This window comes from Undibacterium sp. Jales W-56, assembly GCF_025548535.1.
Classification (GTDB): Bacteria; Pseudomonadota; Gammaproteobacteria; order Burkholderiales; family Burkholderiaceae_D; genus Undibacterium.
Genome location: NZ_JAJLQW010000001.1, coordinates 384,647 through 409,314 on the forward strand (window position 1 = coordinate 384,647; position 24,668 = coordinate 409,314).

The window sequence follows — 24,668 nt, forward strand, 5'->3', positions numbered from 1 at the left end:
ATGTTCCTATCTGACTTTAGTATTAAACGCCCGATTGCGACGGTCGTCATCATCATTGCGATGATGTGCCTGGGTTTGCTGGCGCTCAAAAAACTGCGCGTCAACCAGATTCCGGATGTCGAGCAGCCCGTGATGGTGATCAATATCCCGTATCCGGGGGCATCGCCCGATACGGTAGAGCGCGAGATTATCAATCGCGTTGAAAAATCCCTGCAAAGTATTACCGGGGTCTACCAGATCCGGGCGACCGCCAGCGAAGGCAATGCCAGCATCGTGATCATCTTCAATTTTAAGAAGAACATGATCGAAGCCTCGGACGAGATCCGTAATTCGATTGCCTCGGTGCGCTATAAATTGCCGGCTGAAATGCGTGAGCCGATTTTGCAGCGCATCGATCCTGCTGCGCAACCGATCATGCAACTGGCGCTGTCGTCCAGAACCATGTCGCATGCGGAAATCTCGCGCAAGGCCGAAGACGAATTGTCCGATAAATTCCGCGCAGTCGATGGAGTTGCGGTAGTCAGCGTGAATGGCTCTTTGCGGCGCGAATTGAGCGTCTTATTGAACGCGCAAAAACTGCGCGAATACAATGTCTCGGTGACCGAAGTAGTGACTGCTTTGCGCAGTCAAAATACCACCGCACCTGTCGGCAAGGTGCGCGGCATCCTGGATCAGCAAAGTATTCGCCTGGTCGGGCGGATTGAATCGCCTGCCGAATTCGAGCAGATCGTGATCAAGCGCCGCGGTACCGAAGTCATCCGTCTGGCACAGGTCGCCAAGATCGCCGATGGTTTCGCCGAGCTGAATAGCTTTAGCATCCGTAACGGCAATCCTAACGTCGGTATTTCAGTCACCCGTTCCCGTGATGCGAGTACGGTATCGGTTGCCAACAAGATTCGCAGCCTGGTCGATGAGATCAATAAAACGCTGCCAGACGGGACTAAGCTCGAAATCACGCAAGACGGCGGCAAGGATGCCGAGAACAGCCTGAACAACGTGATTGATTCACTGATGTTCGGCGCCGTGTTGACGATTTTTGTAGTGTATGTATTCCTCAATTCATGGCGCTCGACCCTGATTACGGCGCTGAGCTTGCCGACCTCGGTGATCGCTGCGTTTATCGCGGTATGGCTGTGCGGCTTCACCTTGAACTTCATGACCTTGCTCGGCCTGTCGCTGGCGATCGGTGTGCTGATCGATGATGCCATCGTGGTGCGCGAAAACATTGTGCGGCATATGGAAATGGGCTCGGATCGCCGCACCGCAGCCAGCAACGGTACCAGGGAAATCGGCCTGGCAGTTGCCGCCACCACCTTCTCGATTATTGCGGTATTTATTCCGGTGGCGTTTATGCCGGGCGGCGCGGGTGAATGGTTCCGTCCGTTTGCCTTGACTGTTGCCAGTTCGGTGCTGGTCAGCTTGTTTATCTCCTTCACGCTCGACCCGATGTTGTCCGCTTATTGGGGCGACCCGGTTGGACATCATTTAGAGAAGAAGACCGGCATCAGTCTGTTGCTTTCCAGATTCAATTACTGGTTCGATCATCAGGCCGATCGCTACGGTAAAGTCATCGCCTGGGCGCTGCATCACCGGATCTGGATGGCGATCATTGCCGTGCTCAGCCTGGTCGGCGCGCTGACTTTGCATGTCGTGTACGGCGGCTCCAGTTTCTTGCCGGCCTCTGATTATGGCACCATCATTATTGATATCCGCACGCCATCGAGTTCCAGCCTGGATTATGCGCGGCTCAAGGTAGAAAAAGCCGCAGAAATTGCGCGAACCTTGCCCGAGACCGAAGCCACCAACAGCAACGTCAATGCGAGCGGCGGCCGGGTATACGTCGATCTCGGCAAGAGCACCAAACGCAAGCGCTCGGCGGAGCAAATTGCGGTGGAGTTGCGGAAAAAAGTGGCAGGTGTGATCGGTGCCGAATACGTGGTGCTGGACGATCTGAATAACGGCGCACGCAAGCCGGTGCAGATTCAATTCTCTGGCCCTGATTCGCGCAAGTTGATGGCGATTACCACCGCGTTTATGGAAAAGTTGCGCAGCGTGCCGGGGGCAGTTGATGTCGGTTTGTCCGAGCAGGATCCGATTGATGAATTGCAGATTGAACTCGATCGTGGCCTGGCCAATTCGCTGGGTATTTCGGTCGGGGATGCGGCGCAATCCCTGCGGGTCGCATTTGCTGGCGTCGAGGTCGGCGACTGGGTTGATCCTACCGGCGAAGCGCGCGACGTTGCGGTGCGCCTGCAGCCTGAGGACAGGGTCAATGCCGAGAATATCGAGCATTTGCCGATTGCGGTGAGCGGTACGGACAAGATGGTACCGCTGGACCAGATCGCGAAGATCACCATGGGCAAAGGTCCATCGCAAATTCAGCACTCCGACGGTAAGCGCATGATTGCCGTGTCTGCCAACGCGCAGGGACGTTCGCCGGGTGAAGTCACTGCGGATGCCATGAAGATTGCGAAGGCAATTGACTTCCCTAACGGTTACGGGATTGAACTCGGCGGCGCCGCGCGTGACCAGAAAGAATTGTTCACGGAAATGGGGATCGCGCTCATCATGGGGATCGGCTTGATGTACCTGATTCTGGTGATGCAATTCGGCTCTTTCACCGCACCGATTGCGGTGATGCTGTCCTTGCCCCTGAGCCTGATCGGCGTGGTGTTAGCGTTGCTGCTGACGCGCGGCACGCTGAACCTGATGAGCTTCATCGGTGTGATCATGCTGATGGGACTGGTCGCCAAAAATGCGATTCTGTTGCTCGACTGTGCCCGCAAGCGTGAGGCCGAAGGCTTTGAGCGGGAAGAGTCCCTGATGTATGCAGGCCGCATGCGGCTGCGCCCTATCCTGATGACCACGTTTGCCCTGATCGCCGGCATGATGCCGGTCGCGATCGGGCTGGGTGAGGGCGGTGAATTCTATCGCCCTCTGGCAGTCGCGATCATCGGCGGCACGATCACCTCGACTTTGCTGACCTTGCTGGTGGTGCCGACTTTCTATGACAGCATAGAAATCGCGAGGGATCGCATGTTTGCCAAGTTCAAGGCGCGTGATGCGCGTTGGAATACCTTGTTTGCGTTTGTGACGACCTTTGTGGAAGCCTTGCTGACCTTGACCTTGCTGCGTTTTATTTATCGCCGCATGCTACGTTTAGGCGCGTTTGCATTGGGACGTGGGCGTCGCGCTGTCTAGCCGTATGGAGTTGGTTCCATAGCAGCATAAAAAAGCCGTTCAGGTTTTCTGAACGGCTTTTAATTTAGTGGCGTATACACGCCTGCCAGCAACAATTACGATTGTTCCCTGGAGGGGAATACTTTACTGTGCTGCATATGCCTGAACCAATCCTTGAGCATTTGTTCTTCATATTTGTACGAGCTGGTGCTTAAATTTGCTTTCGATAAATAATACATATCCCGGAGTTCTTCCTTGCCGGAAGCGATTACTTCCTGTTGCGGATTTTTCAGCGTGTAGGACAGCGACATTTTAGGCCAGTCGATGTCTTTCAGCACCCGTATATCTCGCATGGTCCGGGCAAAGTTATAGCGTATGCTGCCTGCCAGGTCGATGTCCGTTATCTGGACTTCCAGGGTGTAACCGTTGGGCAGTTTTTTTGCCAGGTCTGAAAAATAAAAACTGAATTCCTTGCCGACCCTGGCCTGCGCATCTTCTGCGCTCTCGTTGACATTACGGATGTCGGTGAATTTTTCAGGGTGAATCAACTCGGTTCTGGCTTCGCCTGCGAAGGCATTGGGGATAGTCATCGCGCAAAAAAGCGCAGTGATCAGTGAACGTCGCATCATATTGACTCCTTACTTGTGGACACGCCTTCGTCGGCAGGAAGGTGTTGTAGTGATTCTGGCAAACGGGAATGGGTTTGCCATAGTGTGAGTGTCCTTGGATATCTCAGTTCGCCGAGACCCTCACCCTAACCCTCTTCCACATGCGGGAGAGGGGATTATGTGGCGTATGGTTTGCTTCTACATAAATACCCGGAGTAATTTTTGATTCATTACTGATAAACGCCATTCAATGCATGCCGCAATGCCAGGTTATTTCATGCACCTTCTCCCGCATGCGGAAGAAGGTCGGGGTGAGGGCGTTTGCAAATATTCGTATCTAAGCAAACTATAGGCTACATGATCATTTTAGCCAGATTCGCCATTTGTTAAAGAGGACTTACAAACTGATGCTAAATCGCTTCCGGAGGCGCTTTTTTGTTACAAAAGGACATACAACGAGGTAATCGTATTCGCGTATCAGGAGCGCAATCAGCGCACTGAATCCGCTTTGATGATCTCCATCAACACCCGTCCTTCACTCGCGCTGGGTGGGCGTACGTGCAGCAGATGCGCCAGCGTTGGCGCGATGTCCACCACTTCTGCATATTGTCCGTAAGCACCTGGCCTGATCCAGTTTTTACCCATCACGATCAGCGGCACATTGGTGTCATACGCATACGGTGAACCGTGTGAAGTTCCTGTGGTGCCGCTGCCGAAATACCAGAAAGGCTTGCTCACTACCATGATATCGCCGGACAATTGCTGGTTCCAGCCGCGCTGCATCAACTTGCCCTGGCGGGTATCGGGAAGCGTACCTGATTCGAATTGCGTACGGGTATAAGTGCGCGCGATGCCAGGATAAGTGGACAGGAAACGGGCGACGCTATTTTCAACTTCATCGCGTTTCAAGCCCTTTTGTTCAATCGCCGGATAGTTCAGCATGACGGCGGGAGACGACCATTTGGCTGCCAGATTGGCGACGCCGAATTTTTGCGCTAAGTGTGCATTGACATCGTCCATCAGTTTTTTGGTATTCAGGCGCTGTGCATCGATTTTGCGGGTTTGCGAAAATTCCGGCACATTCGGAAACCCATGATCGGCGGTCAGTACGACCAGCGTTTTATCCAGGCCAATGCGTTTTTCCAGATCGTCAAAAAACTTTGCCAGCAGGCGATCCAGGCGTTGCAGATGGTCATGCGACATGCGGCTCTCAGGACCAAAACTATGATTGATGTAATCGTGACTGGATAAGCTGACACCGATCACATCGGTCACGCCGGCAGGGTTGCGGCCGAGTTGTTCGCCATCAATCGCTGCCCGGGCGAAATCCAGAGTCAGTTCATCAAGGAAAGGCCCGGTGAAAATTCTGCCGTAATATTCTGCGTCGGGTTGGCCGGATTTGCTGTCGTACACGAACGGAAAACCGGCCTGATTGTCGAGCTTGCCCATGCCAGGCGAGCCGTCGGGCGCATCGTTCTGGTAGGCTGTTTCAGGCAATAGCAATTCCCATTTTTTACCGTAAAACTTGTCCTCCGGTTTGCCTGCATTAAAGTTCTTATACCAGGCCGGGTAGTCTTGCATGTAGTAAGTGCTGCTGGCGAAATGACCTGATTTATTCATGTACATGTACGCCGTACCTGACTTGCCTGCCAGCAGGATCGCGCCGCGGTCTTTGCCTGATACGGTGACGACTTTCGACTGGCCGCCGTTGCTATAGCGGAGTTCATCGCCCACCGTGCTGACCCGCAAATTCGCCGGTGAGGTGCCGTCGCTCGGCTTGGTGCTTTCATTGAGGTAAGTATGCGCGGTGTCCTGAGTGCAGTACATTGATGTCATCGTGCTGCGATCGATCCAGTCGTTGCCGATGATACCGTGTTGATACGGATAAGCGCCAGTCAACACCGCGGCATGACCGACCGCCGTGACCGTGACGCCATGCGCCTGATGCGCGTCGCTAAACCATGCACCCTGATCCAGCAGGCGGCGGAAGCCGCCTTGAGCAAATTGATCGCGATAGCGTTGTACCTGTTCTTGCGGCAAGCCATCGACCACCAGCACCACGACCAATTTCGGTGCCGCCGCAGGCGCATTCACAGAGGCATTAGCTGCGACGGCAGAAAAAGAGTATGCGGCACTGCTGGCGATGCAGCTAATGAGAAGACTTGATAACAGGCGGCGACGCATTGCCGCAGCGGATTTTGATGGCGTAAAAGGATAGGTCATGGCGCTCCAAGAGAAGTTGGTTAAACAGGACGGAAAGGGTGAAGCAGAAAATACGGACCAAGTATATTGTGGGCCAAGTCGCAGAGCACTCTCATCATGCGCCACAGATAATCGAAATTCGCCGCGGCGCATTGATCAGCTGAGTTGTTAAGGTTTGCCGGCGACGGGATGATTCAGATGCTTGGCAAAGAAGGCTTCTATCGTATGGAATACATGCTTCTGTTTGGCCGCTCCAGCAATCCCGTGCTTACCGCCGGGATAAGTCATCAGGTCAAATAAGACCCCGCGGGTAGTCAGATCATCGATCAGTTTGGTGGTGTTCGTGAACAAGACATTGTCATCGGCCATGCCGTGCATCAACAGCAGCGGCGATTTCAAGCCATCGAGGTGCGCGAACACGCCGCTCTGGCGATAACCTTCGGGATTGTCTTTGGGCTGATTGATAAATTGTTCAACATAGTGGGTGTCGTACAGCGCCCAATCGGTGACCGGCGCTACCGACACGCCCGCCGCGATTTTGTCGGAGGCGGCGGACAATAAACGCAGGCTCATGAAGCCGCCGTAACTCCAGCCGAAGACGCCGATACGTCTGGCATCGACGAAGCTTTGCTGGCTCAGCCAATGAATCCCGGCCAGTTGATCCGCGACTTCATGTTTGCCCAGAGTGTTGTAGATCGTATTCGTGAATTGGCGTTCACGGCGGGCCGAGCCGCGGTTGTCGAGCTTGAAGACGATATACCCTTGTTGCGCCATGAATTGTTCGAACAGGCTGCCCCAGTGTCTTTGCACGGTTTGCGCGCCCGGACCACCATACACCTGCAGGAATACCGGATAGCGCTTGGCGGCGTCGAAATTCAGCGGTTTCTTGATCGAGTAGTACAAGGTCTGACCGTCTTCCGCCTTCAAGCTGCCGTACTCGGTCGGCACATGCGCATCGCGATAGCGCGCATACGGATGTTTGGCATCGAGTTCGTTATGTTCTATCCAGGCAATCAGAGCGCCATCGGGTTTGCGCAAACTGACTTGCGGCGGCGTATTGTCGTCGGACCAGGTATCGATAAAAATCTCTGCCTTGTCAGAGAAATGGACTTCGTGCCAGCCATCGTCCCCGGTCACCCGTTGCGGCTGATCGGCGCTACTGCCATCGAGTTTGAGCGCATACACTTGCTTGTCGGATACCGCATCGCGATTGGACGCGACATATACGGTCTGCGACTGTTCATCGACCGCGAGCAGGCCGTCGATACCCCATTCGCCCTGACTCACGGAGCGGATCAATGTGCCTTGCAGGTCGTACAGATACAGATGCTTGCGACCGCTACGCTCGGACATCCACAAGAATTGCGGCGCTTGTTTCAGGAAGTAAGGCTTGCCCAGAATGCTGACCCAGGTATCCGCTGTTTCTGTGATCAAGGTCCGTTGCGCCAGGCTTTGCGTATCGACCGCGACCAGGTCGAGTCGTTTTTGATTGCGGCTTTGGCGTTGAAACACCAGGGTGCCGGCATCTGCGCTCCAATCGGCCCTGACCAGGTAAATATCTTTTTCTTTACCGAGATCGATCGTTTTGACATTGCCATTATCCGGGTTTACCAGGGCCAGGCCAACCAGCACATTCGATGCACCGGCATATGGGTAGCGTTGCTCGACGACTTCGGTGCGATTCGCATAAATCTCAAAGCGACGGGCGACTGGTACCGGACTTTCATCAAAACGTTTAAACGCAATGCTGGAATCATCGGGCGCCCACCAATAGCCGCTGGTCTGCGCCATTTCTTCCTGAGCGACAAATTCCGCTTCGGCATTATGTATCGTGCCGCCGCCATCTTTAGTCAGTTGACGCTCAGTGCCGCTACTGAGTTCAACTACGAATAAATTCTGGTCGCGTACATACGAGACATAACGCCCCTTGGGCGAGATTTGAGCCGACATCACCTGGCCGGATGCGATCTTGCGCGCCTTCGCGGTATTGGCCATGTCGATCAGATACAGCTCGCCGGCCAGAGGCACCAGCAGTTGCTTGCCGTCGGGTGACCAGCTGTAGTCGACGATGCCGCGCAGATTGGCGATCCGTTCGCGCTCGCGCCGGGCTTTTTCCTGATCCGAAATATTTTCTTCGGCTTGCAGAATTTTGCTATCGACCAGACGGCGCATGCTTTGATCTTTGACATTGAACTCCCACAGATCCAACTGGAACTGATCCTGCTCGCGACCGCGCAAAAAAGTCACGCGACTGCCATCGGGCGAGACTTGCAGGTTGCGCGGCGCACTGCCGGATAAATTGGCATTATCGTAAATGCGGTCTATGGTGAGGCGTTCTGCGGAAGTAGTAAGTGACATGGCGGTTAGTAGAGTAAACAACAAAATTCGCATAAAAATCCCAGGGTTTTTTAATAATCCAAATCGCCGTCAGTCACACTCATGATGTGACTGATACGGAGGTCAATCTTGGGGGTGTGTGGAGGATATCCAGAGAGCAACACGATACCAAATTATGGGCAATTTTGGTGATTTGTCCTGCGATGCCTCAGACGGTACCTATGAATTTTTTACACTGCACAAATTCAACACAAGTTGTTGACCGTATTCGGGTAGAATTTATTTTATGTTGCCCAAGTGATTTTTTAGGAAGCAGCAATATAGATAATGGACTCCGCAATAAGTTCAGCATCAAATTTGTCCTCTAAGCAGAATCAGAATAACGACCAGAGGTTGGCATGTTTACAGATGCATTTTCGCGTTACCTGATTGACATTATGCCAGTGTCGTTGGCGATCTTGATTGATAACCAGATTGCTTATGCCAACAACGCCGCTGCGATTTTGTTGGAGGTCGAGGACACTAGCGCATTGATAGGTCGTCCGGTCAGCGATTTTGTCCATCCGCTTGACATTACGCGTTCGAATAATCGTCTGAACCGTCAGGGCCGCGAATGGTCTAATGCACCGCAGCAATTTCGTTTGCGTAGCGTCAAACATAATTTACGCATGCTGCTGGTCGCCAGTCTGACCATCGAATTCGATGGTAAAAGCGCTATTTTATTAGTCGGCATGGATATGACGGCGCAAAACGAAATCTCGGAACAACTCCGTATCAGCGAGCAAAATTTCCGGCGTCTGTTCGACAATATGCAAGACGTGTATTACCGCACCGATGCCAAAGGTGTGGTGCTGATGGTCGGCCCCGGCGTGCGTACCGTGCTCGGCTATGAACCGGAGGAGATCGTCGGTAAAACTGCCGAATCGTATTATCCTAATGTCGCCGATCGCGATGCCCTTAAGCAGACCATTGCGCGCGAAGGTAAGGTCACCGATTTTGGCGGACAGATGGTGCGCAAGGATGGGCGGGTCATCGATATCTCGATCAGCAGTCAGGCCATCTATGACGACGCCGGAATATTTGCCGGCGTTGAAGGGATCTACCGCGATGTAACCCAGCGCAAAATGCTGGAACGTGAACTGCAGCGTCTGGCAACGATAGACACGCTGACCTGTATCCAGAACCGGCGCGCTTTTCTGGAAAACGCAGAGCAATTATTCAAAAGCAGCCAGCGCTACGACACCAGCATTACATTGCTGATGCTGGATCTGGATTTCTTCAAGGCGATCAATGACCGGTATGGTCATTTGGGCGGCGACAAAGTCCTGGTCAGATTTGCGCAAACGGTAGGACAGGAGCTGCGTGAATCCGATTTATTTGGACGCATAGGAGGCGAAGAGTTTTGCATCATGTTGCAACAGGCTACCCGCGAGGATGCATTGATCGCCGCCGAGCGCATACGCGAACGGGTGCAAGAGCTGGTTTTCGACGGCCCGGCGGGTGAACTGTTCACATTGACGGTCAGCATAGGCGTATCGACCAATCGCGCCGACGATGAACGCTTAGGCAAACTGCTGGAGCGTGCCGATAAAGCGCTGTACCAGGCCAAGCGCAGCGGCAGAAACTGCGTGATCTGGGAAGATTGAGTGATTCTGTCTTTAAAAGACCTGTAAGGTATCGCTATCTTATTCGACTAACTGGTGTTAAGCCGATTGTAGCGTGCCTTAAATTTTCAATAAATGAGACCGCAGCTTACACGCGCCTTGCAGGGCAAAATAAGGCTGACAGGCGCATAAAACCTGCGTGCTGCTAAAGGAGAAGCTTCTAAAGCTCTTAAGCGAGATGCAGCGCCAGGCGCACGATGGTGCAATACGTCGGTATTGCGAGGCCTTGTAACGACGCGCTGCGCTCGAGTATGGCGTTGGTAGAAATTCTTAAAGGGTATTTAGAAGTTACCTTGTACTCAAACCCAATTTTTATCCATACATCATTCATCGATTTACTCTCAGGAGACTTCCATGTCGTTTGCCGTCAAATTCAGATCGATCCAAGTGCAGGTGTGGGCGATCACCTGCTCTGCGATGTTATTGCTCAGTGCCAGCGTCGACGTATGGGCAACTGACACCACTGCAAAAGAACTCGACAAGCTCAGCGACACTTCCGTCGCGACGGTGGAGTTGCCTTTACACGCAGGCTGGTACGAAGGTCAACTAGTGCACTACATCTCGACCGATATGTCGGATCAGGCCATGGCGCAGAAAGCCGGCACCAATTATGTGTCGCGTCTGGCGCATGTGTTGCGCGCGCCGGTTCCAGGTCAACCGTCCGCGGTGGATCGCGTGTATAAATTTAGCAACTTCAAGCAAGGCAGCGTGTTTCCGTCCGCGCCGCACAGGCTCGGCTACCAAAATGCCAGCGAGGCGTATACGCCTTTGTGGGTGGTCTACATGGTGACCTGGCAGGGCGGTGCAGCAGCGCGCACCCTGCGCTCGGAAGAAGAGGTTCTGGCTGCGGTTGAGCAACAGGAAGTCAAACTCACGCCGACCAGTATCGTCGTCAATTGCCCGATTATTTATTCAGCCAAAGACGGTATCTTGGGCGGTGCGAAAATACACATCAAGTGATGTTGATCAGAATGGTGCAGGATGTCCTGGGCCACGCTGTGGATTGCGGTCAACCGACCCCGATCTGATCGCAATCCGCAGGCAAATCATCCTAAACGGATTTTCTGGCGTTGTTCTTCGGTGCGTCAATAAAGTAAGACATGCGCTTGCGCGGACTCAGGTATTCATACACTTCAGGAGCAAGCTGTTTCGGCTTCAGGCTCTCGCTGATGTCGAGTTCCGGTTCGCTGCTCAGGTCCAGAATGATCGCCTCGGTCTTGGGGATATTCGGATCATAAATCAAGACCCCGGGACGTAGCGGCTGGCCTGAATTCACCGACACCACCATTCCCAAAGTACCGTCCGACAGACGCACGATGGTACCTGGCGGATAGATGCCAAGGCAGCGAATAAACAAATTCAGCGGACCCAGGTCGAATAGTTTGCGCTGCTGCGCAAACATATATGACAGCGCCTCGTAAGGGCTCAGCGAATCGACCGGATTGGGGCGGTTACAGTGGTTGTCATAGGCGTTGACAATGGCGGCGATGCGCGCCAGCGGCGAAATTTGCTCGCCTTTGAGTTGTTTCGGATAGCCGCTACCGTCGACATGCTCGTGATGCTGTAGCAAAATATCCAGCGCGGCTTTTGGCAGGCCAATTTTGTTGGCAATCGGTTCACCGTACTGGCAATGTTGCTGCAGCAGGTTTTGCTCGGCACGGGTCAAGGCTTCGGTCTTGTTGACCACCCGGTCCGGGATCTCGACTTTACCGATATCGTGAAACAGGCAACCCATTCCGAGTTGTTTGATGTCGGCTGGAGGCAAGCCCATCTCCTTGGCCAGCATCATCGCTAGCACCGAGACATTCAGTGAATGGTAATAAACATCTTCGCCGCCTATCTTGTCGTTCATCAGATGTATCGCGATATCTTTGTCGCGCAGCAGCGAATCGAGCATTTGATCGACCAGCTGATCGGCGTCGCGGAACACCTCTTGCGGGCGCGAAAACAGATTGCGCGTGATATTTTTCAGCGCGCCGGCCGCTTTCAGGAATTGTTTTTCGCATTCGGCAATCGCCGCGCGTTCTGCTACCAGTCTGTCGATACGGGCTTTTTTAGCATCGATACGCGCTTGTTCTTCTGCCGAGATAGGTTCTGTTGCGCCAGAATCATCTGCCGGAGCAGGTGTTTCCGGATTTTTAGGTGGCGGCAAAGGCCGGCAGTCGGATTTGGAAGGGCTGACCCGTATGGTTTTCAATCCCAATTTTTTGAGCGCCAGCAATTGCTCCTGATTGCTGATCTTAAAACTATTACGCGCAAACGAATGATCCAGCCAGGGGATATCCAGATGGATGTATAAGCCTATGCAGAGTTGTTCTACCGGGATATTGACAGTAATATTGGGGACATTCATGTTGGTAGATTGCGATGAAAACCGCTTTATTCTATCAGTGCAGGCACTATCCTTGCAGCTTCTTTTGCAATCGCCTGTCCGGGAGGTGTTCATAGCGCATATCTGGCAAAATTTTCTCTCAAACACGTGTGGGGTCAACACTTCCTTATTTATAACTCATTGAAACTATTAAAAAGGCAAGCCGAATTCAGTACGTTGAAAAAACGATATGGATTTCTTTATCGCCCCGGTCAAAATGGGTATAGTGCAAGTGCAAGCCCTCTTTTTTATGTACAAATAAGGCACTTCAAATTGACTACATGCATTGTTTTTGGCAGTTCAAAGAATCAGGGAAATACCTATCAACTGGCGCACGCCGTAGATAAAGACATGCTTTATGTGAGCTGCCAGGATCATTTTGAATTGCCGGCCAACAGTGCCGCCATTCAGACATTCTCGATAGGCTTGTATGCTGACTGAAGCGCAAGTACGCGCCTATCTGCAAAGACTGGGATGCAGTAACCATATTCTGGATCAAGGTCTTGGAAGAACGGCAAGTAAAGAATTATTTTTCGCCTTGCATCTAGCGCATTTGCATACCATTCCGTTTGAAAATCTCGATATTGCCTTAGGAAAAAAAATCTCGCTGCATGCCGATGACGTGTTTCGCAAATTGATCACGAAGCGGCGCGGCGGTTTTTGTTACGAATTGAATTATGCGTTTTTCCTTTTACTAACAAGCCTGGGGTTCGGATGCCGTTTGCTGTCCGCTCGCGTATACAACGGCACAGATTATGGACTCCCATTTGATCATCTGCTGCTCTCGGTGGGTTGTGAAGAGGCGCTATGGATTGCCGATGTAGGTTTCGGCGATTGTTTCAGGACACCCTTGAGATTGAATGCGGAGGGTACGGAAGAATTAGGCGTGACTTATAGAGTGTCGACCGCGGATGATGCTGTTTATGTGCTGGAGCGAAAATCCACCATGCAGGATTGGCAAGCTCAATATCAATTCACCTTGGCCGGACATGAGATTGGCGATTTTGCAGAGATGTGCACCCATCAGCAAACTTCTGAGTCATCGCATTTTACGAAGAAATCGATTTGCTCGATGGCGACCAAGGCGGGCCGAACATCGCTATCGAATGATGCATTGATTATTACCGAACATGGAGTGAAACGTTCGCATCAGATAGCCGATGCCGATGACTACATCCGGACGCTGCAGGAGGTATTCCAAATTGCGTTGCCGGAAGATGTCATGGCAGAGAAATTATTTAAACTGAATTGTTAGTATCTTTGAATTGCCCTATGAATCGTGTTGGCAACAGGTGACTTAGCCAACACGACCCTAGTCCGTCAAGCCCTCAGATCTTTCACCTTCTCAACCCGCCGCTGCAATACAAAGATCGGCTGCGCCCATTCGGTGTCTTTCTTTTTCTTGCTGGTAATCAGCGTCAGTTCCGAGGGATCGTAGACGTCGGTGTTGTGCGTCAGCGGCGTGGTCATCAGGTATTGCGCGTCGGTGTTTTTCAGGAACTCGCCAACCAACTGAATGTTCCGGATATCCAGATGCGCAAACGGTTCGTCGATGAAGACGAAACCGCCGGAACCGTCTTCGGATTTCAGCAAGCCGATCAGCAGGATCAGCGATTTCATGACCTGCTGGCCGCCCGAGGCTTCGCCGTCGTTCATGCCGATCGGACCCTTGCCGTCGAACTTGAAGCGTACGTGCAGACCCGCTTGCGATAACTGGATGTCGTCGTTCTCGAGTTTGACCGGATCGGTGTGGACTTCGATGCCTGCCAGTTCGCCGAGCTGCCTGATGTTCTTGCTATAGGTCTTGATCGTGAAGCGCAGCCGGTCCATGTAGGCGGCGCGGGCATTGACGGTCGCTTCTGAAGCGCGGTTATTCTGGTAGCGGCGCTCGTCGGTCTCGGCCTGGCGTCCTTGCAGCAAGGCGTTCAGGCGTACGAACTGATCGACCACGGTTGAGTCGGTTTCCCAATCTTCGCGCGCCAGATTGTTGCCCAGGCTGCGCAGGCGCAGTTCGATCTGGTGCACATTTTCATGTTCGGCGACCAGCGCTTGTCTGTGCCTGGCGCGCTTCCAGTTGACCGGTAATTGATGCCAGGTCTGGCGCATGCCGGTGAGTGTGTCGAAATGGTCTTTGCGCTCTTCCGCCAGACGTTTTTCCGCGCTGCGTAATTGCGATTCTGCATCTGCAATCGCAGCTTTGGCCTGTTCCCATTTCAGATGGGCGACGGTGCGTTGTTCGGTGGCCGATTTAAGCAAAGGCGAAATCTCACCGAGACGGCTGCCGACTTCGATTCTTTGCTGCCTGAGCGGCTGGATGTGGCGGCTGGCTTCTTCAAATTCGGCATGGCGGGCGCTGAGTTCTTTTGCCGCATCGACACCGGCCAGACGTGCTTTGAAGGCGCTGATTTCACCGGCGAGTTTGCTGATGGTGATGGTGAGCTGATCTTCTTGCGATTGCAGGCGCGGTAAAGAGCGTTGCAGCGCCTCCAGCCTTTGGGTGCGGCCTGCGCTGCCGAAGCGATAGCGCGATGCTTCGACAAACAGCGAGCGGCCACCGCGGCGTTCGCCATGATAGGCATCGGGGGTGATCCATTCTTGCGACTTCGATGACAATTTGTTAAAGCTGAGTCCTACCTCAACAGAGTCGACCATTTCGATGCGCTGCAATTGCTCGATCAGCCAAGCTGGTGCAGCGGCAGTAAAATTCACTACCGACAGCAGACTCTTATCTTTGACGGTCGGTGCATGGATGCGGTCCGGCACGATGAAATGGCCATAGCGCTGCTTCTCACCGACCCGATAGGCGGCGCTGGCGTCGCTGGCTTTATCCAGCAAAATCACCGAGGTATAACCGCGCAGGACACCTTCGACGGCGCCTTGCCATTTGGGATCGCTGACTTCGACGATCTCCGGCAGCATGCTGTGCGCAATACCCGCGTCGTTCAGGGCGCGGCGCATATTGCGCACGTTCTCCGGGTCGGGCAGGGCGGCCTTGCCTTGCAATGCGGCGATGGTTTCCAGTTCAGCGGCGATGCGGCTGGACAGTGTGTCGCGCTCTTGTTTGTGGCGCGAAAGCTCAGCTTCTTTCTTCTCTAAATCGTCAGCGACATTGGCAACATCGGCATCGGCTTCGGCGGCGAGTTTTTGCAGGCGCGCTTTTTGTTCGAGCAAACTTTCTTGCGGCTTGAGTTTGGCGTTGATGTGCTGCAGTTTCTCGCGCAGTTGCGATTCTTCCGCTTCCAATGCCGCCTCGTGCTGCTGCGCTTCGCTATGGCTTTGCGCTTGCATGGCGAGATTGCCGCGCCGCTCGGACAGACCGTCTTCCTGGATCTTTAATTGGCGCTTGCCGTTACGCAGACTCTGGCTGGTGGCGGACGCGTGTTGCAGCGCTTCGTGATATTGCAAGGTCGGTAAAATCTCTTCCTGCAAATCGCGCTTTTCCTTGTTCAGGCTTTCCCATTGATGGTAGTTCGCGACGCGCAGGCGCAGACCTTCGAGATTGGTTTTCGCGCCTTCGAGTTCGGTCTCGAAGCGCTGTAATTCGGTTTCAGTATCGCGCTGATGACGCTTGGCATCGTCGTAGGCATCGAGCACTTCCTTGTCGCCGAATACCTGGAAGACCAGGTCCAGTAATTGACGCGGTGCGTATTCGCACAGCTTGTCGGTCTCGCCTTGCTCCAGCGCCAGTACTTTACCCATCGCAGTCGATAAACCCGCATGGGATAAGCGTTTGCGGTAGGTTTCTACGCCTAGCCAGTCGTTCGCTTCCTGGATATCTTCGATCTCGACTTTACCGCTGCGCATCAGGTATTGACGTTTCCAGTCGCCGCCGTTTTTCTGGATCTGGCAAAACAAGGTGACTTCATCTTCGTACAGGCCGGACATGCGGAAAGGCCGGTTCGAAATTTGCGGCCCGACGGCGCTGTTGTCGACCACGGCGCGGATCCAGGCGGTTTGCTGGCCGGAGTGGCGCGCATAATGCTTGTACGAACGCCCCATCGAGCATTCGAGTCCGAACAGGGTGCGCAAGGCGTCCAGTAACGTGGTTTTACCCGAGCCGTTTTGACCCGCAATCGTGATGATCTTGGCATCCAGCGGGATGTTCTTGATACGTTGCCAGTAGTCCCAATGGACCAGCTCTAGTGATTTGATATGGAACATGTGGCTTATTCTTCTTCTGCGGGGTGATTATTATCGACGGTGTTTTGGCTTCTGGCGTCGCTATCCGTGTCGCTTTCAGCGTCGACGACCGGTTCCTCAGGTTCTGTGCTTGCTGGCGCGATGATAGCCTGTGTCCGCACGGGAATTTTGAAGATATCGGACAGCGCGCCGTTGATGATGCGGTCTTTCAATGTGTCGGTATCCATCATCAGGTCGAGCAAGGGGCCTTCGACGATCAGGTCGGCTTTACGCTCGACAAAACCGTAACGCACAAGCTGGCCCAGATTCATGTCCATACGGGTTTTTTTGCCCAGCTTCTCGCCAAAATCGGCGAGCAAGGCGCGGTAAGAAATGCCGATCGAAGTGTCTTCGGCGCGTGGCATAGGTTTGTCTTTACCGAACATATCGTTCTGATTTTCTTCGGCCAGCTGGTGCGCTTCTTGCCGTTCGCGTTTCGGCAAAATGATCAGCGACCACAACACGACCAGCAGTGCCACGCCATCGCGCGCCAGGCTGAAATTATTGTTCTGCCAGGTCTCTCTGGTACCGAATACTTTGGATTCGCTGTCGCGGGTCAGTGCCAGCGTGACGTGATCGGCATACACGTTGTCGATGAATTTCATGCCGCAGGCTTTCAGTCGGGCATCGACATCGGCGCGAAATAATTCGTCGGAGAGTGCGCGTTTGACGAGCTTGTCTTCGCGGCGCAGGGTTTGATGCGCGAGCAGGCGGGCGATCAGGAATTGTGCGTCTTCTGTCATGCTTTTTTACTCAATGCGGTGAGGGTGGCGACCGAGATAGCGCAGACGTGCGGGTCAGACACGCGTTGCATTTTGTCTTTCGAGTTGAATTCAAGCGGCAGCCGCGCCAGTGCGGCGGTTGCGCCTTGCAAGGCGGATTCGTTGACGTCGCCCAGCAGGGGCAGCAAGGAGGCGCGGTACGAGGCGATGGCGAAACTCGAGGGTAGCAACAAATCCTGCAGCGGCATCGGTTTGTCGGCCTGCAGGTGTTCGATATTCGTCAAGCGGTCCAGCCAGTGATCGAGTTCCAGCAAGGCGTCACTGTCTTCATTTGCGATCTCCGGTGCGTTTTCGCCGGTTGGCAAAATATTCGCGACGGCGGACTGACGATTGCTGAGTAGTTCGCTCTCTGCCACGTCGATCATTTCTGACGGCGTGATAAACAGCGGCGTCATCGGATATGCGAGCGCATCATCGGCCAGCGACGCCAGATCGGCGTATTGCAGCAGCCAGGTCTTGATATCGGTGGTGGATAAGCCCGATTGCCCGAGATGCACGCGCTGGCGTTCGATCTGGTTCAGCGCGCGTGAGAACATGCCTTGCATATTCAGCAGCGCACTCTGGGCACGGCCGATGGCTTGCGCCGCTCGGTGCGTCGCGGAATCGGCGCGGCTGTCGTTGGTGATGGCGTGAATGATCTGCGAACCTTTTTCTACCCAGTCGCAAGCGGTGTGCCATTTTTGCTGGGCGGTGCGCAGCTGGAATTCGGAGCCGGACGCAATCGCATCGGAAAATTCTTCGGTCAGTTCAATCAGGCGGCCGAGCAGATGATGCAACTGTTCAACCGACACGCCGCCGACCGCTTGTGCGCCCGCGACCTGGGTCAGCATGTAGCTCATCTCGGCTTCGTCACCTTGCTGCTCGGCCTGATGTTCGGCTTGCAACAAGGAGGATAGCGCCGCCAGCACATTCCTTGCGGTCGGCGTGATGCGATACACAGATTGGGCGGCATCCCATGCCAGCAAATTATTCGAGCGCAAACGCGTCAGGATAGTTTCCAGCCGATCCGGATCAATGTAGCCGAGCTTGGCATTGATATCGGCGCGGGTCAGGGACGGCGTATCGACATCGGCGGCCAGTTCGCGCAAGACCAGCAGGCGGAGCATGACATTATTGAAGCCGCCGTGGAATAGCGCGGTGAAGGCCTGCAACAGCGGCTGCGCACGTTTTAAAGGAAAGATAGGTGCAACATCGTCAGGGCTGATGCCCGGACGAAAAAACGACTGTAGTGCGTCGTCATCCTCGTTACTCTGCTCAATTGCTTTGGGTAGTTCGTTAGTAAAATTTTGCATGCGGCATTTTACCTGCTTGCAAGGGGATTGAGTATTGTCGGGAAGTTAATGTGGCATGATATCGAGTGATATTGCCAGCGTCCCCTGGTTTCTTGACGTGGCGCTAAAACGGCGATTGCGCTTGTTCGCGAAATTTTGACGGATTAAATATACTGGGGTGGAGTAAATTTATATATCGCCATAAAGATTGCGGTAGCAAGCTTGTTTTTACCTATACTCCCTTCATTATCTGGTTTCATCCTTGCCCTGCAATATGGCGGCAGGATAAATCAGCCTGGCCAGTACGGCGATCTGGAATTTGTAAGAAAATACGTTAAAGTTCGACTAATCAGGGTGGATCATCGCTGCTCTACAGTCGGACGTCAGGCAAATCAGGGGGGCAATATGACGCAATTACAAACTGCAACGTTGGGCGGAGGCTGTTTCTGGTGTACTGAGGCGGTGTTTCAACAAATTCGCGGCGTGCTGAAGGTGGAGTCCGGTTACAGCGGCGGCAGCGTGCCTAACCCTACTTATGAGCAAATCTGCACCGGACGCACCGGACATGCAGAAGTGGTCAGGCTGAGTTTTGATCCGACGATCATCGGTTACCGCGAATTGCTGGAGATTTTTTTCACGATCCACGATCCGACTACCCTGAACCGCCAGGGCAATGACACCGGCACACAATATCGCTCGGTGATTTATTTCCATGACGAGCAGCAAAAAACGATTGCCAGGGAAGTGATCAAGGCGATGGCCTTGGTGTGGGACGGTCCTATCGTGACCGAACTGACGCAGGCGCCGATCTTTTATATCGCCGAGGACTATCACCAGAATTATTTCCGGCAGCATCCGGATCAGGGTTACTGCTCTATCGTGGTAGCGCCGAAAGTCGCCAAGGCGCGCAAACTGTTTGCCGGCAAGCTTGCGGGCTAGGATTTCTTAATGTGGTGCAGCTAAAAGTGAAGCTGGCGGGGTCACTTTTTTTTGCTTTTTTTCTGTTCATGCTGCTCGATATAGTCTTTGCGCACCAGCGATTTAAATTGTTTGGGTAGCCAGGGACGGGCGGCCAGCATGAAGCTGATTCTGTGTTTTTCTTCAAACGGCAGTTTTGCATCTTCCTGATGCTGCTCGGAAAATTCGCGGGCGACTTGTTTGAGACGGGTAATCAGCGCCGCGACCGATTGTCGGGACAGCATCACGTTCACCAGGCGCATGATTTCATGTTCGCCGTCAAAATTCGATTCCAGATATTCGGCATACGCCTGGTCGCGGAAGCTGCTCTGGATAGGGCCGTTCGGTATCCAGCGGAAAGTCCGTGACACCAGCAGTTTCACCCGGTTGTTGGGCAACAATTCCAGGAAACCAATTTTATCCAGTCGCAACAAATGTTTGACGACTTCGATTTCGCTGATGTCGTAGATGCGGATGATTTGCTCGACCGTCAGCAGATTCAGTACCGAGACTGCAACGATGAATTTTTTCGGGTCGCTGATGATTTCTTTTTCCTGATCGAAAGTCAGCTCGGAAATCAGGGTGTCTTCGTTCGATGCCAGCGCCAGGTCGCGCAGGCTGATCTCGGTGGCATTCAGAATTTCATCCAGTCGCTGTAGCGTGAAATTCTTTTGTGAAAACATGCGCTTGACACTGGCCTCGGACATGCCGATCCGCACCGCCAGATCGGCATAGGTGATGTTTCTCGCCTTCAATTCGCGCTTCAGGGCGTCGATCAAAATAGTTGCTTTCAGCATTAGCCATCCTAAAATGTCAAAAAGTATTAAAAAATAATACACTAAGCCACCTGGTATGCGACTCTTTGTTTGTTGATTGATCACATTTTTGTTTGATTTGATAATCCATTCCGCCGCAGACATTGCGGATATGTCAGACGAAATACAGTCAATCAGGCAGATCAGATTGCTGACGAAACAGGGAGAAATACGATGGCTTTAGAAATTGCCACATTTGGCGGCGGCTGCTTCTGGTGTACCGAAGCAGTATTTCAGCAAATCCGTGGAATCAAAAGTGTAGAACCGGGTTACTCAGGCGGGCAGGTCGATAATCCCAGCTACGAGCAGATTTGTGAAGGCAGTACCGGACATGCGGAGGTGGTGCGTCTGATTTTTGACAATGCCGTGGTGAGTTATAAGGCGCTGGTTGAAATTTTCTTTGCGATCCATGATCCGACCACGCTGAATCGTCAGGGTGGCGATGTCGGTACGCAATATCGTTCTGTGATTTTTTGCCAGACCGAACAACAAATGACTTGTGCTACTACGGTCATGGCGGAACTCGCTGCCAAATCGGAAAAACCGCTTGTGACAGCGCTGGAAATGGCTCCGGTGTTTTATCCGGCGGAAGATTATCATCACAATTACTTCAAGATGAATAGCCGGCAGCGCTATTGCACCCTGGTCGTGGCGCCGAAGGTCGCTCAGGTAAGGCAGTTGTTCTCGACCGGTCAGCCTGCTTAGACGGTGTTCGATCATGAAGATCCAGCACGCATCTGACAAAAACCACGCCCTGAATATGGCGCTCAGATTTAAGGCTGTAAGCGGCTAATTAACCATGTGCCGTCTGCCTGCCTGGTGTACACGATACGATCATGCAGGCGTGAACTGCGCCCCTGCCAGAATTCCAGCCGCTCAGGAATCAAACGATAGCCGCCCCAATGTGCCGGTCGCAGCGGTTGATCACCGTATTTTGCGACTACTTCGGATAAGCGTGTTTCCAATAAATGGCGATTTGCAATGACTTCGCTTTGCTGCGAGGCGATCGCGCTCTGGCGACTGCCCAGTGGACGGCTATTGAAATAACGATCGTTCTCCTGCTCCGTCATCTTTTCTACGCGACCTTCTATCCTCACCTGGCGCTCCAGCGCAAGCCAATGAAATAGCAAGGCAGCATACGGATTGCTCTCCAGGTCATGTCCTTTGCTACTCGCATAATTGGTGAACCAGCAAAATCCGCGCTGATCGAACTCCTTGATCAAGACTATCCTTGAGCTGGGGCGCCCCTCGGGGCTCACCGTTGCCAGACTCATGGCATTGGGCTCCGTCACATCGGCTTTGATCGCCTGCTGAAACCAGATCGCAAATTGCTGGACGGGATCGCTGGCAACGTCGGATTCTGACAAACTCGCCTGTAGATAATCTTTGCGTAAATTGGCTAATGACATAGTAAATTTCTTTAATTTTCTTTAGTGGCTGGAAGGTGGAATGCCGCGGCGCGCTTGCATGGCAGCGCCTAGTTTCTGCATCTGCGCCTCACTGAAAAGCCGCTTCGCCATCGGGGCGATATGGGTTTCTTCGGTTTGCATATGCTGTTGATATATTTCGCTGAATTGCCGGACGTCGTGTTGCGAGAGTTGGGCAGAACTACCATCCTGAATCTGCTTTAATTGTTTTTCCAGATGAGTCCATTGCGCTGTCATCTGCAGATGCTGCTTCAGAATTTCCGGTAGCAGCTTGTTCAGCAGCTCGGCATCTTCTGCCTTGGCGGTCGTTTCCAAAGTCGGGAGTAAATCCATCTCTTCATCTTCATGATGCAATGGCGCCGCCTGAGTGAAATACTTCAGTAGCGCTTGCGCCGCCTGTTGCGCTTCCTGGTCTGCGCCGTGTACCGGCAGATGTGCCAGCAATTTTTCCAAGGTGGCGAGCTGTTTGCGAATGCGATCATGGCAATGCTTCAGTACGGCGATCGGCTGATCAAATCCTGGTGCGCTGTCGAATAAGGTAGTCATGATGCCTCAAGGTCTTTGGCTGAAGTGTGACTGAACGCTGGTTCAGAATAATAGGATGGACGCAAAATAAAAAAACTACTGTCGCTTTGTATCTCTGCGCGTATTTTTTGTTTTTTGCATAAGTCCTGAATAATTAAAATTATCGATGATTTATCGCAATGCTGCTTGACCCATATCAGGCAATCGGCAGCCGGAGAGGCCGGTCTTGTAAAATAGCGCCAAATGAATAGCGAGAAATGCTGAGTAAAACCTTATGCAAGATGAATTAGACATCGATTTTGAGCGTCGTTTCGGCGGTATTGCGCGCTTATATGGCGCTGCGGCTCTGGAGCGTTTTAAAGCCGCCAACGTTTGCGTGATCGGCGTCGGCGGAGTCGGCTCCTGGGTGGTGGAAGCGCTGGCGCGCAGCGCGATTGGGCATATCACGATGATTGATCTCGATAATGTTGCCGAATCGAATATCAACCGACAGATTCAGGCGACTAGCGACACCATCGGCAAAGCCAAGGTAACGGCTTTGTCTGAGCGCATCGCGCAAATCAATCCGTTTTGCCAAGTCACCGAAGTCGAGGACTTTATTGCGCCGGATAATCTCGACCAGATGCTGGGTCGCCAACGGTTTGATTATGTGATCGACGCCATTGATAATGTGAAGGCAAAAACTGCCTTGATCGCGTATTGTCGAGAACATGCGATCAAGTTGATTACGATTGGCGCGGCGGGTGGACAAACTGATCCGGGCAAGATTGAGATCCGTGATTTGTCGCGCACCGAGCAAGAACCTCTGCTGGCTCTGGTACGCAAACGTCTGCGCCAGAATCACGGCTTCCCGCGCGGCGCAAAAAGTAAATTCGGTATCGATGCGGTATTCTCGATGGAGGCGTTGAGCATGCCGGAGACTGCTGAAGTATGCGAGGTGGCCGGAGATAGTAACAATAGCGGTGCTACCGGTATCAGCGGTTTAAATTGCGCCGGGTTCGGTTCATCGATTGTGGTGACAGCCTCATTTGGCTTGATGGCGGCAGCGCATGTATTGCGGCAATTAGCGCTGCAAGCTGCGCAGCCCGCATAAAATTTGCGCTGCTACTGGCGCAAATTTTATGTCGATCTCAGCTCAATTAAGATTTTCCGAATACTTCGTTGAGCTGCTGCGTCACGCGGATGAAAGTCGTCCGTTTGGTGAGCTCCTTGAGTTTGTGCGCACCGACATAGGTACACGCAGACCGCACGCCGCCCAGGATGTCGAGCAAGCTCGCTTCGACCGGACCGCGATACGGGATCAAGACTTCTTTGCCTTCCGATGCGCGGTATTTAGCGACGCCGCCCGCATATTTTTCCATCGCGGCCTTACTGCTCATGCCGTAGAAACGCTTGTATTGTCTGCCATCCCGCTCGATCAGATCGCCGGCGCATTCATCATGACCTGCCAGCATGCCGCCCAGCATAATGAAGTCGGCACCGGCGCCAAAGGCCTTGGCTAAATCGCCGGGCACCACGCAACCGCCGTCCGCACAAATTTGTCCGCCGAGTCCATGCGCCGCATCAGCGCATTCGATCACGGCCGAGAGTTGCGGATAGCCGACTCCGGTCATCTTGCGTGTGGTACACACTGAGCCTGGTCCTATGCCGACTTTTACAATATCGGCACCGGCTAAAATCAACTCCTCGGTGATGTCGCCGGTCACCACATTGCCTGCCATGATGGTCAGATGCGGGTAGGCAGTACGCACTTTTTTGACGAAATTGATAAAACCTTCGGTGTAACCATTGGCGACATCGATGCACACATATTCAATCGCATTTTGCGCGCGTGCCATGACGGCGGAAAATTTTTCGAAATCGGCTTGCGTGATGCCCATCGAATAAAACGCCGTCGATTTTTTTTGCAGGCCGGTGAAATAATTTACCAGTGCGCCTTCATCATAATGCTTGTGCAGGGCCACGGATAATTCATGCTGACCCAATGCGTGCGCCATCTCCAGCGTGCCGGTTGAGTCCATATTGGCCGCGATAATCGGAATGCCGTGATAGGTTTGGCGGGAATGATGAAACACGAATTCACGTTGCAATTCGACCTGGGAACGCGAGGTGAGAGTGGATCGTTTAGGACGGATCAGCACGTCCTTAAAATCGAGTTTGAGCGGTTCTTCTATGTGCATTACGACTCCTGTAGCCGCTTGGCGGGCGACCTGGATGGTGGGAAAGCTTTGAGCCGTAATTGAGTATAGTTAATTTATTTGCGGATACCGATCTTATTTTTACATAGGGACTATCAGCGCGGCGATATGTCGTGAAAATTTTGCCGGCAGGCCCCCTCTCCCGCGAGCAG

General features: G+C 53.1%; 18 protein-coding genes. 7 read left to right on the plus strand and 11 right to left on the minus strand.

Going from position 1 to position 24,668, the window contains the following annotated elements; translation table 11 throughout:
* On the plus strand, positions 1–3,201 hold the full coding sequence (locus LPB67_RS01760) for an efflux RND transporter permease subunit (RefSeq protein WP_262835347.1): 3,201 nt from the start codon (positions 1–3) through the stop codon (positions 3,199–3,201).
* 95 nt (positions 3,202–3,296) lie between these two features.
* Here the strand turns inward: LPB67_RS01760 and LPB67_RS01765 are convergent, their stop codons facing one another.
* From LPB67_RS01765 to LPB67_RS01775, 3 genes are all read right to left on the minus strand, one after another.
* Positions 3,297–3,809 (minus strand): DUF3016 domain-containing protein, encoded by a 513-nt coding sequence (locus LPB67_RS01765; protein ID WP_262835348.1) that lies wholly within the window; start codon positions 3,807–3,809, stop codon positions 3,297–3,299.
* Positions 3,810–4,277: 468 nt separating this feature from the next.
* The gene (locus LPB67_RS01770) at positions 4,278–6,011 is read right to left on the minus strand and encodes an alkaline phosphatase family protein (protein ID WP_262835349.1); all 1,734 of its coding nucleotides are present in this window, start codon (positions 6,009–6,011) and stop codon (positions 4,278–4,280) included.
* 147 nt (positions 6,012–6,158) lie between these two features.
* A complete protein-coding gene (locus LPB67_RS01775) occupies positions 6,159–8,348 on the minus strand; it encodes an alpha/beta fold hydrolase (RefSeq protein WP_262835350.1) in 2,190 nt (729 codons plus the stop codon).
* Positions 8,349–8,725: 377 nt separating this feature from the next.
* Here LPB67_RS01775 and LPB67_RS01780 point away from each other — a divergent pair, with 377 nt between their 5' ends.
* Together LPB67_RS01780 and LPB67_RS01785 are read left to right on the plus strand one after the other, a co-directional pair.
* Entirely contained in the window at positions 8,726–9,973 is a 1,248-nt protein-coding gene (locus LPB67_RS01780) for a sensor domain-containing diguanylate cyclase (protein ID WP_262835351.1), read from the plus strand.
* A 372-nt stretch (positions 9,974–10,345) separates the two neighbouring features.
* Positions 10,346–10,951 carry a hypothetical protein gene (locus tag LPB67_RS01785; protein WP_262835352.1) on the plus strand — a complete coding sequence of 202 codons (606 nt, stop codon included), beginning with the start codon at positions 10,346–10,348 and terminating at the stop codon, positions 10,949–10,951.
* A 91-nt stretch (positions 10,952–11,042) separates the two neighbouring features.
* Here LPB67_RS01785 and LPB67_RS01790 read toward each other — a convergent pair whose 3' ends face one another.
* Positions 11,043–12,344, minus strand: coding sequence for an HD-GYP domain-containing protein (locus tag LPB67_RS01790; protein ID WP_262835353.1), 1,302 nt, complete (start codon positions 12,342–12,344; stop codon positions 11,043–11,045).
* Between the two features lie 448 nt (positions 12,345–12,792).
* On the opposite strand from LPB67_RS01790, the gene LPB67_RS01795 reads away from it, so the two are divergent.
* Positions 12,793–13,617: an arylamine N-acetyltransferase family protein gene (locus LPB67_RS01795; RefSeq protein ID WP_262835354.1), complete on the plus strand. Its 825-nt coding sequence runs from the start codon at positions 12,793–12,795 to the stop codon at positions 13,615–13,617.
* Between the two features lie 65 nt (positions 13,618–13,682).
* Here the strand turns inward: LPB67_RS01795 and LPB67_RS01800 are convergent, their stop codons facing one another.
* Genes LPB67_RS01800 through LPB67_RS01810 form a run of 3 tightly spaced genes read right to left on the minus strand, consistent with a single transcriptional unit; the run spans position 13,683 to position 18,615 of the window.
* On the minus strand, positions 13,683–16,523 hold the full coding sequence (locus LPB67_RS01800) for an ATP-binding protein (RefSeq protein ID WP_262835355.1): 2,841 nt from the start codon (positions 16,521–16,523) through the stop codon (positions 13,683–13,685).
* Between the two features lie 5 nt (positions 16,524–16,528).
* Positions 16,529–17,284: a hypothetical protein gene (locus tag LPB67_RS01805; protein ID WP_262835356.1), complete on the minus strand. Its 756-nt coding sequence runs from the start codon at positions 17,282–17,284 to the stop codon at positions 16,529–16,531.
* Positions 17,281–18,615, minus strand: a complete 1,335-nt coding sequence (locus LPB67_RS01810; protein WP_262835357.1) for a hypothetical protein — start codon at positions 18,613–18,615, stop codon at positions 17,281–17,283. Before LPB67_RS01810 ends, LPB67_RS01805 begins: the two co-directional genes overlap by 4 nt.
* A gap of 384 nt (positions 18,616–18,999) precedes the next feature.
* Between LPB67_RS01810 and msrA (LPB67_RS01815) the strand changes: the two genes are divergently transcribed.
* Entirely contained in the window at positions 19,000–19,533 is a 534-nt protein-coding gene (msrA, locus tag LPB67_RS01815; RefSeq protein ID WP_262835358.1) for a peptide-methionine (S)-S-oxide reductase MsrA, read from the plus strand.
* Between the two features lie 41 nt (positions 19,534–19,574).
* Here msrA (LPB67_RS01815) and LPB67_RS01820 read toward each other — a convergent pair whose 3' ends face one another.
* The gene (locus tag LPB67_RS01820) at positions 19,575–20,348 is read right to left on the minus strand and encodes a helix-turn-helix domain-containing protein (protein ID WP_262835359.1); all 774 of its coding nucleotides are present in this window, start codon (positions 20,346–20,348) and stop codon (positions 19,575–19,577) included.
* Between the two features lie 192 nt (positions 20,349–20,540).
* Between LPB67_RS01820 and msrA (LPB67_RS01825) the strand changes: the two genes are divergently transcribed.
* Positions 20,541–21,071, plus strand: coding sequence for a peptide-methionine (S)-S-oxide reductase MsrA (gene msrA, locus LPB67_RS01825; RefSeq protein ID WP_262835360.1), 531 nt, complete (start codon positions 20,541–20,543; stop codon positions 21,069–21,071).
* Positions 21,072–21,139: 68 nt separating this feature from the next.
* Here the strand turns inward: msrA (LPB67_RS01825) and pdxH are convergent, their stop codons facing one another.
* Positions 21,140–21,775 (minus strand): pyridoxamine 5'-phosphate oxidase, encoded by a 636-nt coding sequence (pdxH, locus tag LPB67_RS01830; protein WP_262835362.1) that lies wholly within the window; start codon positions 21,773–21,775, stop codon positions 21,140–21,142.
* Positions 21,776–21,796: 21 nt separating this feature from the next.
* Positions 21,797–22,339 carry a hemerythrin domain-containing protein gene (locus LPB67_RS01835; RefSeq protein WP_262835363.1) on the minus strand — a complete coding sequence of 181 codons (543 nt, stop codon included), beginning with the start codon at positions 22,337–22,339 and terminating at the stop codon, positions 21,797–21,799.
* Between the two features lie 253 nt (positions 22,340–22,592).
* On the opposite strand from LPB67_RS01835, the gene tcdA reads away from it, so the two are divergent.
* Entirely contained in the window at positions 22,593–23,411 is an 819-nt protein-coding gene (gene tcdA, locus LPB67_RS01840; RefSeq protein ID WP_262835364.1) for a tRNA cyclic N6-threonylcarbamoyladenosine(37) synthase TcdA, read from the plus strand.
* Between the two features lie 46 nt (positions 23,412–23,457).
* On the opposite strand, the gene LPB67_RS01845 is transcribed toward tcdA, so the two are convergent.
* Positions 23,458–24,498, minus strand: coding sequence for a GMP reductase (locus LPB67_RS01845; protein ID WP_262835365.1), 1,041 nt, complete (start codon positions 24,496–24,498; stop codon positions 23,458–23,460).
* Positions 24,499–24,668 lie beyond the last annotated feature (170 nt).

Bases quoted from the DNA above. Each gene is read 5' to 3' on its own strand.
- LPB67_RS01845 (WP_262835365.1), bottom strand. From the start codon at position 24,498: ATGCACATAGAAGAACCGCTCAAACTCGATTTTAAGGACGTGCTGATC.
- LPB67_RS01805 (WP_262835356.1), bottom strand. From the start codon at position 17,284: ATGACAGAAGACGCACAATTCCTGATCGCCCGCCTGCTCGCGCATCAA.
- LPB67_RS01820 (WP_262835359.1), bottom strand. From the start codon at position 20,348: ATGCTGAAAGCAACTATTTTGATCGACGCCCTGAAGCGCGAATTGAAG.
- msrA (WP_262835360.1), top strand. From the start codon at position 20,541: ATGGCTTTAGAAATTGCCACATTTGGCGGCGGCTGCTTCTGGTGTACC.
- LPB67_RS01775 (WP_262835350.1), bottom strand. From the start codon at position 8,348: ATGTCACTTACTACTTCCGCAGAACGCCTCACCATAGACCGCATTTAC.
- msrA (WP_262835358.1), top strand. From the start codon at position 19,000: ATGACGCAATTACAAACTGCAACGTTGGGCGGAGGCTGTTTCTGGTGT.
- LPB67_RS01760 (WP_262835347.1), top strand. From the start codon at position 1: ATGTTCCTATCTGACTTTAGTATTAAACGCCCGATTGCGACGGTCGTC.
- LPB67_RS01785 (WP_262835352.1), top strand. From the start codon at position 10,346: ATGTCGTTTGCCGTCAAATTCAGATCGATCCAAGTGCAGGTGTGGGCG.
- LPB67_RS01835 (WP_262835363.1), bottom strand. From the start codon at position 22,339: ATGACTACCTTATTCGACAGCGCACCAGGATTTGATCAGCCGATCGCC.
- LPB67_RS01780 (WP_262835351.1), top strand. From the start codon at position 8,726: ATGTTTACAGATGCATTTTCGCGTTACCTGATTGACATTATGCCAGTG.
- LPB67_RS01770 (WP_262835349.1), bottom strand. From the start codon at position 6,011: ATGACCTATCCTTTTACGCCATCAAAATCCGCTGCGGCAATGCGTCGC.
- LPB67_RS01795 (WP_262835354.1), top strand. From the start codon at position 12,793: ATGCTGACTGAAGCGCAAGTACGCGCCTATCTGCAAAGACTGGGATGC.
- LPB67_RS01800 (WP_262835355.1), bottom strand. From the start codon at position 16,523: ATGTTCCATATCAAATCACTAGAGCTGGTCCATTGGGACTACTGGCAA.
- LPB67_RS01790 (WP_262835353.1), bottom strand. From the start codon at position 12,344: ATGAATGTCCCCAATATTACTGTCAATATCCCGGTAGAACAACTCTGC.
- LPB67_RS01765 (WP_262835348.1), bottom strand. From the start codon at position 3,809: ATGATGCGACGTTCACTGATCACTGCGCTTTTTTGCGCGATGACTATC.
- tcdA (WP_262835364.1), top strand. From the start codon at position 22,593: ATGCAAGATGAATTAGACATCGATTTTGAGCGTCGTTTCGGCGGTATT.
- pdxH (WP_262835362.1), bottom strand. From the start codon at position 21,775: ATGTCATTAGCCAATTTACGCAAAGATTATCTACAGGCGAGTTTGTCA.
- LPB67_RS01810 (WP_262835357.1), bottom strand. From the start codon at position 18,615: ATGCAAAATTTTACTAACGAACTACCCAAAGCAATTGAGCAGAGTAAC.